We start from the raw sequence: 12,105 nt of genomic DNA, 5'->3' as shown, positions 1-12,105 counted from the left end.
CCGAGCGGCTGGCCGCCCGCGCTCCGGGGGCGGGTTCCAAGCGGGTGGCCTTCTTCAACTCGGGGGCGGAGGCGGTGGAGAACGCGGTGAAGGTGGCACGCCTGGCCACCGGCCGGCCGGCGGTCATCGCCTTCGAGGGCGCCTTCCACGGGCGCACCTACATGGCGCTCTCCCTGACCAGTCGGGTGCACCCCTACAAGCGGGGCATGGGGCCGTTCATGCCCGAGGTCTACCGCGCTCCCTATCCGGATCCCTACCGCAGCCCCGAGCCCGATGCCACCGCCTTTGTGCTCCGCCGACTGGAGGCCATGCTGGCCACCCATGTGGATGCGGCGCAGGTAGCCGCCGTGGTCGTCGAGCCCGTGCTGGGCGAGGGCGGCTTCATCGTCCCGCCTCCGGACTTCCTCCCCGCCCTGCGGGCCTTCTGCGACCGGATCGGTGCGTTGCTGGTGGTGGACGAGGTGCAGACAGGGTTGGGTCGCACGGGGAGGTTCTTTGCCGTGGAGCACGCCGGCATCGAGCCCGACCTGCTGGTGGTCGGCAAGTCGCTGGCGGCAGGACTGCCCCTCTCAGGGCTCGTCGGCCGGGAGGAGGTCTTCTCGTCGGTACACGCCGGGGCGCTGGGAGGCACCTATCCGGGGAACCCGCTGGCCTGTGCCGCCGCGCTGGCCGTCCTGGAGGTGATGGAGGAGGAGCGGCTGGTGGAGCGGGCGCAGCGGCTGGGGCAGCTCCTGCGCGACCGCCTTGAGGCCATGGCGCGGCGCTACCCCCTGGTCGGCGACGTGCGCGGCCTGGGGGCTATGGTGGCGGCGGAGCTGGTGACCGACCGGGAGAGCAAGGCCCCGGCGACCGCGGAGGCCTCGGCGGTGCTGTGGCACGCCCTGGCCCAGGGTGTCCTGTTGCTGCGCGCCGGCGTCCTGGGGAATGTCATCCGCTTCCTCATGCCGCTGGTGATCTCGGAAGACCTGCTGGAGGAGGGCCTGCAGGTGCTGGATGGGGCGCTGGCTGCGGTCCAGGAGCATGGGGCCACCGCCGTACTCGCGAAGGTGGGGGGTGAGTAAGGATGGGGGACCCGTGGGAAGGGCTGGCCGAGCGGGCTGTGGACGCGGGCGTCGCTGCGGGGGGGGAGTACGTGGAGGTGCGTGTGGTTCGCAGCCAGACGCTGAGCCTGAGTGTGAAGAACGGCCGACCGGAGGCAGTGGTGACCGACGACGACGAAGGACTGGGAGTGCGGGTCCTGATGGACGGCGGCTGGGGGTTCGCCTGCACTCCCCGCCCCGAGCCTGAGGCGGTCACGGGGGCCGCGTTGCAGGCGGTGGAGGTTGCCCGGGCATCGCGTCTGCTGGACGGGCCGGCGGTACGCCTGGCGCCGCAGGAGCCGGTGCGGGCTGCCTGGGCCAACCCGGTGCGTCGTGACCCCTGGGAGGTACCCCTGGAGGAGATGCTGGCCCTGCTGGCTGAAGCCACAGAGGCCATGCTGCGTGTCCCGGGTGTGCGTGTGGCCGAGGGCTTCATGGATTTCTGGCGGACCGCCAAGCGGTTCCGCAGCAGTGAAGGAGCAGCCATCGACCAGCTCATCACGGAGAGCGGCGGCGGTATCGCCGCGGTGGCGGTGCACGACGGCGAGGTGCAGCGCCGTTCCTACCCGGCGTCGTTTCGAGGGGACTTCGGCACCGGGGGATACGAGCTGGTGGAGGCCCTGGACCTGGCGGGCCACGCCCAGCAGACCGCCGAGGAGGCGGCGGCGCTCCTGCTGGCGCCGCCCTGTCCGACCGCTGTGACCACGCTCATCCTGGACGGCGACCAGACCGCGCTGCAGATCCACGAGTCCGTGGGCCATGCCATCGAGTTCGACCGCATCCTGGGCACTGAGGCCGCCTACGCGGGGACCAGCTTCATCACTCCCGGGGACATCGGCAGCCTGCGCTACGGTTCGGAGGCCATGCACATCATTGCCGACGCCACGCTGCCCGGCGCCCTGGGCACTTTCGGCTTCGACGATGAGGGGGTACCGGCCCAGCGGGTGGTCATTGTGGAGTGCGGTGTCCTGCGCCACGTCCTCACGAACCGGGAGACCGCTTTGCTGCTCGGGCAGCGCAGCAACGGGGCGGCGCGCGCCTCCTCCTGGAACCGCATCCCGCTGGTGCGCATGACCAACGTGGGGCTGCTGCCGGACTCCGGCACGCTGGAGGACCTCATCGCCGACACCGACGAAGGTGTGCTCATGTGCACCAACAAGTCGTGGTCCATCGACGACCGGCGGCTGAACTTCCAGTTTGGCTGCGAGATCGCCTGGGAGATCCGCCGCGGCCGGCGGGGGCGCCTTTTCAAGCAGCCGGTCTACAGCGGGATCACCCCGCAGTTCTGGGCGTCGTTAGACCGCGTGGCTGGCCCCGCCGAGTTCCGCGCCCGGGGCACGCCCAACTGCGGCAAGGGGCAGCCGGCTCAAGTGGCGCACACCGGCCACCCCGCCGGCCCCACCCGTTTCCGCGGCGTGCAGGTGGGTTCGCGGTGAGCCGCGAAGGCCTGCCGGGTCCGGATGCGGCCTTCCACCTGCTGGAGGAGGTCGTCGACCGTTCCCCTGCCGACCAGACCGAGGGGGTGCTGGTGGCCCGGCGCGCCGGGCTCACCCGCTTCGCCGGCTCGCGCATCCACCAGAACGTGGTCGAGGAGGACGCGCACCTGCTGTTGCGCGTCGTCGTGGACGGTCGCGTGGCCGGCCTGCGCACCAACCGGCTGGTTCACACGGAGATGAACCAGGTACTGGCGCGTGCTGTGGCCATCGCTCGCCAGATCCCTCCAGACCCGGACTTCCCCGGCCTGCCTGCGCCCCCGGGCGGGCCGCTGGTGTACGAGGGCAGCGTGCCGGCCACAGCGGAGGCGACTCCGCATAGGCGGGCGGAGGCGGTGCGCCACTTCGTCCAGGCCTGCGGGGAGAGCCCGGCTGCCGGCGCCCTGGAGACCGGGGTCTTTGCCCTGGCCGTGGTCAACTCCAGGGGGGTGCGGGCCTACGGCCGGCGCTCGCGGGCCAGCCTGGTGGCGGTGGTACAGGAGGGGGAAGGCAGCGGCTACGTCCAGGCCATCGACGCTGATCTGGACCGCCTGGACCTGACCTCCCTGGGAGCACTTGCGGCCGCCAGGGCGCGGGCCGCCCGCCACCCCGTAGACCTGGAGCCGGGAACGTACCCGGTGATCCTGGAGCCTCCGGCCGTGGGCCTGATGCTCGCCTTCCTGGCCATGACCACGTTCAACGGGAAGGCGGTGCTGGAGGGGCGCAGCGCGCTGGCCACGCGCCTGGGCCAGCGGGTGATGGACCCGCGGGTACAGATCTGGGATGATGCCACGGACCCGCGCACGATCGGCCTCCCCTTCGACTTTGAGGGGTTGCCGAAGCGCCGCCTCGACCTGGTGCGCGAGGGGGTGGCCGTGGGGGTAGCCTACGACAGCCGGACGGCCCACCGGGCGGGGGTGCCCAACACGGCGCACGCCCTCCCTCAGCCCAACCCCTTCGGGCCGATGCCCACCCACATGCTCATGGCCCCCGGGCGGCGCTCGCTGGAGGAGTTGGTCGCGGCTACGGAGCGCGGCCTGCTGGTCACCCGCTTCCACTACGTGCGCGTGGTACATCCGGCACGGACGTTGATCACGGGGATGACGCGGGACGGGACCTTCCTGGTGGAGGGCGGGCGGATTGTCCGGGCGCTGCGCAACCTGCGCTTCAATGTCTCCATCCTGGAGGTCTTTGCCGCCGTGGAAGAGATCGGCGCGAATGGCCGGCTGGTAGGGGAGGAGCTGGCCGTGTTCGCGCCCCCGGTTGCCGTCCGCCGGTTTACCTTTACCGGCCTCACGCCCTTCTAGCTCCGGCTATCAGGGGAACCTCCCTTCCCTGTCGTCCCGCCTGGGAGGGAAGTCCTGGGCGTGCTGCCCCGGTGACTTGTGGTGGCCCCGGAGAGGCTTCCGGCGGTAAACTCTGGAAGAGGACCTGCGGATGTCTGACCCGTTCGTCCACTGCCACCTGCACACAGAGTACTCGCTGCTCGATGGCCACAGCCGCATCCGCCCCCTGATGGAGGAGGCGGTGCGGCTGGGTATGCCTGCCGTCGCCCTGACCGACCACGGGGCGATGTACGGCGCCATCGAGTTCTTCCTGGCGGCGCGGGAGTACGGTCTGACCCCCATCCTGGGTGTGGAGGCCTACGTGGCCCCGCGGCGGCTCTCCGACCGGGACCCCAAGCTGGACGCCAACCCCGCCCACCTGATCCTGCTGGCCACCAGCACCGAGGGGTACCGCAACCTGATGGCTCTGACCACGGTGGCGCACCTGGAGGGCTTCTACTACAAGCCGCGGATCGACCGCGAGGTCCTGGCCCGCCACAGCCGGGGCCTGGTGGGCTCCTCCGCCTGCGTGCAGGGGGAGGTGGCCCGGGCGATCCTGCGCGACGATCTGGCGGGCGCGCGGGAGATCGCCGCCGCCTACCGGGACATCTTCGGGCCGGGAAACTTCTTCCTGGAGGTGCAGAACCACGGCCTGCCTGAGGAAGCCCGCGTGATCCAGGGGATGCTGCGCCTGGCCCGGGAGCTGGACCTGCCGCTGCTGGCCACCAACGACGTGCACTACGTGCGCCCGGACGAGGCGGACGCGCAGGACGCACTCATGTGCATCCAGATGAACATCGGTCTGGAGCAGACGGACAAGCCGCGCATGGGGAACGTGCCCCAGTTCTACCTGAAGAGCGCCGAGGAGATGAGCCGCCTCTTCGCCGAGATCCCCCAGGCTGTGCGCACGCCGCTGGAGATCGCGGAGCGCGCGCACGTGGAGATCGAGATGGGGCGGCTGCGCCTGCCCCACTTTCCCGTGCCGCCGGGGGAGACCGCCGACAGCTACCTGCGCCGCCTGTGCGAAGCCGGGCTGCACCGCCTCTTTGGCCGGATCACCCCCGAGGTGCAGGCGCGCCTGGACCATGAGCTGGAGATCATCGCCCGCACGGGCTACGCCGCCTACTTCCTCATCGTCCAGGACTTTGTCAACTTCGCCCGCCGCCAGGGCATCCTCACCACCGTGCGCGGGTCCGCCGCCGGCAGCCTGGTCCTCTACGCCCTGGGCGTGACCGACGTGGACCCCCTGCAGTACCGCCTCCCCTTCGAGCGGTTCCTCAACCTGGAACGGGTCACCCCGCCGGACATCGACGTGGACTTCATGGACAGCCGGCGCGACGAGGTGATCCGCTACGTCATCGAGCGCTACGGCATCGACCACGTGGCCCAGATCATCACCTTCGGCACCATGGGGGCGCGGCAGGCGGTGCGGGATGTGGGCCGGGTGATGGGACTCCCCTACGGCGAGGTGGATCGCATCGCCAAGCTCATCCCCTTCCACGCCTCCATCGACGAGGCCCTGCGTGCCGACCCCGAACTGGCCCGCAGCGCTCAGGAGAACCCCCAGGTGCGGCGCCTGCTGGATCTGGCCCAGAAACTGGAAGGCGTCGCCCGCCATGCCAGCACCCACGCCGCTGGCGTGATCATTTCCCGTGACCCGCTCATCGAGCACGTTCCCCTGCAGAAGTCCACCAAGGGCGACCTGGTGATGACCCAGTACGACATGAATGCGGTGGAGAAGATCGGCCTGCTGAAGATGGACTTCCTCGGGCTGATCAACCTCACCATCCTGGACACCGCCCTGCGCATCATCGCCCGCACCCGGGGGATGCGCATCGACCTGAAGGCCATCCCCCTGGACGACCAGAAGACCTACGACCTCCTCTCCGCCGGGGAGACGGTGGGGATCTTCCAGCTGGAGGGGGCGGGGATGACCCGCTACCTGAAGGAGCTGCGCCCCTCACGCATCGAGGACATCATGGCCATGGTGGCCCTCTTCCGCCCCGGGCCCATGGCCAACATCCCCGCCTACATCCGCCGCAAGCACGGCCGCGAGCCCATCACCTACCTGCATCCCTCACTGGAGCCCGTGCTCCGCGAGACCTACGGGGTGATGGTCTACCAGGAGGACGTGATGGCGGTGGCCCAGGCGGCCGCAGGCTACACCCTGGCCGAGGCGGACGTCCTGCGCTACGCGGTGGGGAAGAAGATCAAGGACAAGCTGGAGGCGCAACGGGAGAAGTTCATCGCCGGGTGCCGCCGCCGCGGCATCCCCCGGCGCACCGCCGACCAGCTGTGGGAGCAGTTCGAGCCCTTTGCCCGTTACGGCTTCAACCGGGCGCACGCCGCCTGCTACGGCCTGATCGCCTACTACACCGCCTACCTCAAGGCCAACTACCCCGTGGAGTACATGACCGCGGTGCTCACCCACGAGGCGCAGGGGCAGGACTGGATGGCCAAGGTGGCGCTGGCCGTGGCGGAGGCGCGGCGCATGGGCATCCGCGTCCTCCCCCCGGACGTGAACGCCTCGGAGGAGAACTTCTCGGTGGAGGGCGAGGCCATCCGCTTCGGGCTCAGCGCGGTGAAGCACGTGGGAGCGGGCGCCGTGCAGGAGATCATCCGCGCGCGGCAGGAGGGTCCCTTCAGCTCCCTGACCGACCTGTGCGCCCGGGTGGACGGGCGGGTGGTGAACAAGCGGGTTCTGGAGAGCCTGATCAAGGCGGGAGCGCTGGATTCCCTGGGCCAGCCCCGGGCGCAGCTGCTGGCCAGCCTGGACCAGGCCCTGGCGGCGGCGCAGCGGGTGCAGCGGCTGCGCGACTCCCCGCAGCAGGGCCTCTTCGCCCTGGACGGGCCCGCGGTCGAGTCCCCGCCACTCCTCCCGGTGGAGGAGTTCAGCGACCGGGAGCGCCTGGCCATGGAGAAGGAGATGCTGGGCCTGTACATCTCCGACCACCCGCTGGCTCACCTGCAGGAGGACCTGGCGGCGCGGGTCAGCCTGCCCATCGGCCAGCTCTCCGAAGTGCCCGATCGGACCACGGTCACCGTGGGGGGCATCGTCACCGCCCTCAAGCGCACCACCACCAGGAGCGGATCGGTGATGGCCTTCCTCACCCTGGAAGATCTCACCGGAGCGGTGGAGGTGATCGTCTTCCCCAAGACCTATGAGCAAAACGCCTTCCTCCTGAAGAAGGACGCCGTCCTGGTGGTACGCGGCCGGGCAGACGTGGCGGAGCAGCAGGTGAAGGTCCTGGCGGAGAGCCTTTTCCCGCTCGCTGAGGCCCCGGTGGCGGAGCCGCTCACGGAGGCTGAGCCGCTGCTGGCGGAGGACGCGCCCGGCGCGGACGGGAACGGCGGGACAGTCGCTTTGGCGCCGGAGGAGACGCCCCCGGAGGGGCCGGGAGGCCCGGTGCTCCACGTCCGCCTCCCGGTCCACCTCGGCGCGGAGGCGCTGGAGCGGTTGCGGGTGGCCTTGGAGCGGCACCCCGGACACCACCCGCTGGTCCTGCACCTGGTGCGCGACGACCGGGAGACGGTCGTTCGCTCCCAGGAGGTTCGCGTGCGTGCCGACCCCGCGCTGGCTGAGGACCTGGAGTCGGAGTTCGGCGCAGGGACGGCCTGGGTGGAGGAGGGTGACCGGTAGGATGACCCGGGGGAGACGTCTGTTCCTTGGCGCTCTGGTGGGGTTGCTGGCCGGTGGTGGCCTCGCCTACCTTCTCGTCCTTCCCGCCACCTCACCCGGGCAGGACCCCCGGGCGCTTCGTCCCTATGCAGTGGTCCCGCCATCGGGCCGCTCACCCGCCTCACCGCTGCTGGCGGGACGTCCGGCTCCCGACTTTACCCTTCCCTCCCTCCGGGGCGGCCAGCTCCGCCTCAGCGACTTTCGGGGGAAGGTGGTTCTGCTCAACTTCTTCGCCTCCTGGTGCGCCCCGTGCGCGGCGGAGGCGCCTGACCTGCGGACGGTGTACGAGCGCTACCGCAACCGCGGGGTGGTCTTCGTCGGTGTGGCCGTTCTGGACGAGGTGGACGCGGCGAGGGCCTTCCTGCAGCGCCACGGGCTGCCCTACCCGGCGGTCTTTGACCGGAGCGGCAGGCTGATGGAGCGCTACCAGATCACGGGGCTGCCCACCTCGATCTTCATCGACCCATCGGGGATGCTCGTCGACCGGTTCGTCGGTCCGTTTATCGGACCCGCCGGAGCTGCCGAGCTGGAGCGCCGGCTGGTCCGGGCCGGGGCCGGGACGGCACCCTGAGCCGGGAGGGATCACCCGCCATGGATCAGCCGGCAGCCCCCCGCCCCCTGGCCCTGCCCGTGCTGCAGGTGCTGGCCGCGGTGCTGTTGCTGGCCTTAGGCTTCCTCCTTGTCATCCAGTCTCGGGCCGGTCGCTCCCTGGTGCAGCAGCCGGAGGTGCCCACCAGGAATGTCTACGCCCTGGCTACACTCTTGCGTGAGGAGCGGGAGGCGAACGCGGCCCTGGAGGCGCAGGTGGCCGCGCTGCGCCGGCAGCTGGAGGCCTACGAGCGGAGCGCAGCCGAGGGGCAGAGCCTGACCGCCGCCATGTCCAGGGAGCTGGAGGTGCTGCGTACCGCGGTGGGTCTGAAGGCCATGGAAGGGCCCGGGGTCACCGTGACCATGAAGGACGCGCCCAGTCGGCCGGCCGGCAGCAACCCGGTGGTGGTCACCTACCAGGACATCGTCGGGGTGGTCAACGAGCTGTGGGCGGCAGGCGCAGAAGCGGTGGCCGTCAACGGCCACCGGGTGACGGCGATGACGGGGTTCGGGCAGGTGGGTGGGACCGTGGTCGCAGACCTGGAGCGTCTGCAGGGGCCCTTTGTCATCACCGCCCTGGGTGACCCCGCCACGCTGGAGGGTGCCCTGAACATCCGGGGCGGGCTGGTGGAGGCCCTGCGCACCATCGGCCTGAGCGTGGCCGTCACCCGCCACGACCGCCTGCGCGTCCCGGCTCTGTCCCGGCCGGTGCGGTTCGAGCACGCACGGCCGCTGCCGTAGGACGAGGATCGCGGTGCAGCACCCCGTGTTCATCGCCGGGGCCAGCTTCGCCGGTCTGGCCGCCGCCCGCGTCCTGGGCCCGGTGGCGTTGCTTGTGGACCGGGCACCCCTGGGCGCGGGGCAGACCTCCGCCTGCGCGGCCCCCGCATCCCTGGTAGAACGCGCGGGTGCAGGAGAGGCCATCCTGCAGCGGCACGACCATCTGCGCATCACCGTGGGAGCGCAGGCGGTACGCTGGCCGCTTCCCGAGCCCTTCTGCACCTTCGACTACGCAGCCTACTGCCGGCTGGCCTTTGCCGTCACCGGGGCGCACTTTCTCCAGGCTTCCGTGCTGAGGATTGAGGACGGCTGCGTGCACACCACAGCCGGCACATTTCCTGCCCGCGCTGTCGTGGACGCCACCGGTCCCCGCTCTGTGCTGGCCGCGGCGGCGCGGGGGAGGCGGCTGGCCTTCGGCCTGGAAACGGAGATTCCCGCGCCCCCCGAGACCGGGCTGCGGTTCTACTTCGTGCCGGAGGTCTCTGACGGCTACGCCTGGGCCTTTTCTTGCGGAGCGGTGACCCGCTTCGGCGTGCTCAGCTACCGGGGAGAGACCAGGCTGCTGCCCGCCCTGAGCCGTTTCCTCTCCCGCTTCGACCTCGCTCCCGGGCCTCTACACGGGGGATTTCTGGCCACCGGCCTGTGCCCAACGGTGGTCGGCCGCACCTTCCTCGCCGGCGATGCGGCGGGCCAGTGCCTCCCGCTGACGGGGGAGGGGATCCGCACCGCCGTGCGGGCCGGGGAACTCTGTGGCCGCCTGCTGCAGGGCGTGCTGCAGGGGCGCTGGTCCCTGGAGGAGGCCGCGTCGCGCTACCGCTCCATCGTGTGGCGGGAGCGCCTTCGCTTCCGGGTCCTGCTGTGGGCAAATGGCGCGGTGTTGTTCCTGCCGCGCCGCCTGTTGCGCCTGCTGCTGCAGGCAGTGAGCCGGCCGGCAGTCCTGGAGGCCTTCTTCCGGCAGTACCTGGCCATTCTGGACTGGCCACACTGATCCAAATACTAGAAGCTGTTTGCCCGGGTTTCTAAGCCGGTGCCATGCCTTGCCCGCAATGTGGTGCGGTGCTACCATCGTCCTGCGCAACCCTTTGCACCAGGCACGTGTGCCGGGGTGGCGAAACAGGCAGACGCTTCGGTCTCAAAAACCGATGGGGGAAACCCCGTGCGGGTTCGAGTCCCGCCCCCGGCACCACCTGGAATTACCGATTGTTCCCCTGCACAGCGGAACTCAGGAGGGGTGCCTCCGTCTAATGGGACGGATGTCGGCGACCAGGGCACAGATGCCCGCGGGGAGGTGGCCCACGGAAGCCGCAGCCGGTGAAGCGCCGGCGCAGGTGGATCCGGCGGAAGGGGCGCTGATCGAGCGCAGCCGCCGCGGCGACCTGGACGCCTTTGACCACTTGGTGGCCGCGCACCAGGACCGCGTCTACCATACCGTCTACCGCATCACCGGGAACGCCGACGACGCCCACGATGCGGCGCAGGAGACCTTCGTCAAGGCCTTCCGCGCCCTGCCCCGCTACCGTCACGAAGCCGCCTTCGGCACCTGGCTGCACCGCATCGCCGTGAACGCGGCCCTGGACATCGTGCGCCGCCGGCCACAGGCACCGCCCCTTCCTCTGGAGGATGTGGCGCTGCCCGCCAGCGCTCACAACCCCGACCGGGAGGCGGAACGGCGGGAGGTCCAGCAGCGGGTACACCAGGCGCTGCAGCAGCTCTCTCCCGACCACCGGGTGGTGATCGTGCTGCGCGACCTGCAGGGCCTGGCCTACGAGGAGATCGCCGCCGTCCTGCGCATCCCCCTGGGCACGGTGCGTTCCCGGCTGAGCCGGGCGCGCGATTCGCTGCGCCGGGCGCTGAGGGATCTGGCACCGGGTGAACTGCTGGAGGAAGGATGATGGAGGCTCACCTGCCGCTGGAACGGCTCTCCGCGTACCTGGACGGGCGGATCGACGCCGCAGAGCGACGCGAGGTGGGGGCCCACCTGGAGGCCTGCGCCGCCTGCCGCGGGGCCCTCGCCGGGCTGCGGCGCACCGTGGCCCTGCTAGGCCAGATGGAGGCGGTGCGCGCCCCCGCCGGCCTCCGCGCCGCCGTGCGACAGCAGCTGGAGGCGGAGCAGAGTCATCCCGTCCGCTCCCGTTTCCGACTATCGGGCGTGACAGCGCCGGGAGGCGCCCTCTGGCGCGTGGGGCTGGTGGCAGCCGCCGCGGGGCTGGTCGCCCTCTTCGCCGTCAACCTCTGGCCGGACCTCCTGCCCGCGCGCAGGCAGGTGGCGGAGGAGCGGCAGGGAGCGCGCCCCCCGCTGCCGGTGCAGGCGGTGGAGAGGGTGGGGAGCAGCGAGGGACTTGGCCGGACCCGGCAGGTGGGGGTCCCCGCCGTCCCGCTCCGGGGGCAGGTCCCGGAGGCTCCCCGTCTGCCCTTCGAGCGGCAGGTGGTCCGCCAGGCCGAGCTGACGGTGGAGGTGGCCAGTTTCGAGGACGCTTCGGCCTCCCTGGTGCGTATCGCCGAGGACAGCGGGGGCTTCGTCGCCGAGTCCACCACCTCGCAGGGGGAACCGCCGCAGGGGACCTTCGTGCTGCGCGTGCCCGCCCGGGCCTTCTCCCGCACGCTGGAGCGGGTCGAAGCGCTGGGCCAGGTCAGGGGGCGACGAGTGAGCGGGCAGGATGTCACCGAGGAGTTCGTTGACCTGCAGGCGCGCATCCGCAACCTGGAGAGACACGAGCGGCAGCTGCTCATCTTTATGGAGCGGGCAACGCGGGTGGCCGACCTGCTGGCCATCGAGCAGGAACTCTCCCGCGTCCGGGGGGAGATCGAGCGGTTGAGCGGGCGGCTGCGCTTTCTGGCCCACCGCGTGGAGCTGGCCGCGCTTGAGGTGAGGCTGCGCCAGAAGCCCAGAGGCAGTTCCGGGATCTTCTGGGACTTTACCGCCTCGTGGCGCCGGATGCGGGAGGCCTTCCTGGGAACGATCCGGCAGCTGCTGGCTGCAGCCGAGCGGCTGGTGGTCACCCTGAGCGCCCTGGCCCCCGTGCTCCTGGTGGGGCTGGCCGGCCGGGGGGTCGTGCGCCGCTACCAGCGCCGCGGGGCCAGCTCCCTCTGAGGACCCTCCGCCGCTACCCGGGCCGCGGGACCGGGGCCGCCCGGGGACCGCGCACCCTGTGAGGACACAGGCTGTGCCCGCCGCCCCCGTC

Annotated in this window: 9 protein-coding genes and 1 tRNA gene; all 10 read left to right on the top strand. The window is 71.1% G+C overall.

Going from position 1 to position 12,105, the window contains the following annotated elements:
- Positions 1-1,061: aspartate aminotransferase family protein (locus QN152_07565; protein ID MDR7539371.1), on the top strand; the 1,061-nt coding region annotated here is incomplete at its 5' end.
- 2 nt (positions 1,062-1,063) lie between these two features.
- Positions 1,064-2,515 (top strand): TldD/PmbA family protein, encoded by a 1,452-nt coding sequence (locus QN152_07560; GenBank protein MDR7539370.1) that lies wholly within the window; start codon positions 1,064-1,066, stop codon positions 2,513-2,515.
- Entirely contained in the window at positions 2,512-3,858 is a 1,347-nt protein-coding gene (locus tag QN152_07555; protein MDR7539369.1) for a metallopeptidase TldD-related protein, read from the top strand. The genes QN152_07560 and QN152_07555 overlap by 4 nt, the downstream gene beginning before the upstream one ends.
- A 130-nt stretch (positions 3,859-3,988) precedes the next feature.
- On the top strand, positions 3,989-7,516 hold the full coding sequence (locus tag QN152_07550; protein ID MDR7539368.1) for a DNA polymerase III subunit alpha: 3,528 nt from the start codon (positions 3,989-3,991) through the stop codon (positions 7,514-7,516).
- A gap of 1 nt (position 7,517) precedes the next feature.
- Positions 7,518-8,126 carry a TlpA disulfide reductase family protein gene (locus QN152_07545; protein MDR7539367.1) on the top strand — a complete coding sequence of 203 codons (609 nt, stop codon included), beginning with the start codon at positions 7,518-7,520 and terminating at the stop codon, positions 8,124-8,126.
- A gap of 20 nt (positions 8,127-8,146) precedes the next feature.
- Entirely contained in the window at positions 8,147-8,884 is a 738-nt protein-coding gene (locus tag QN152_07540) for a DUF881 domain-containing protein (protein ID MDR7539366.1), read from the top strand.
- 13 nt (positions 8,885-8,897) lie between these two features.
- Complete coding sequence (locus QN152_07535) at positions 8,898-9,911, top strand: hypothetical protein (protein MDR7539365.1); 1,014 nt, start codon at positions 8,898-8,900, stop codon at positions 9,909-9,911.
- Positions 9,912-10,022: 111 nt separating this feature from the next.
- Positions 10,023-10,109 (top strand) — tRNA-Leu (locus tag QN152_07530).
- 58 nt (positions 10,110-10,167) lie between these two features.
- On the top strand, positions 10,168-10,815 hold the full coding sequence (locus tag QN152_07525) for a sigma-70 family RNA polymerase sigma factor (protein ID MDR7539364.1): 648 nt from the start codon (positions 10,168-10,170) through the stop codon (positions 10,813-10,815).
- Positions 10,812-12,014, top strand: a complete 1,203-nt coding sequence (locus QN152_07520; protein ID MDR7539363.1) for a DUF4349 domain-containing protein — start codon at positions 10,812-10,814, stop codon at positions 12,012-12,014. The genes QN152_07525 and QN152_07520 overlap by 4 nt, the downstream gene beginning before the upstream one ends.
- Positions 12,015-12,105: the final 91 nt, after the last annotated feature.

The organism is Armatimonadota bacterium, from assembly GCA_031459715.1.
GTDB lineage: Bacteria > Sysuimicrobiota > Sysuimicrobiia > Sysuimicrobiales > Humicultoraceae > Humicultor > Humicultor tengchongensis.
Note: the sequence above shows the minus strand (reverse complement) of the source record. Positions and strands in the feature narration are given on the sequence as shown.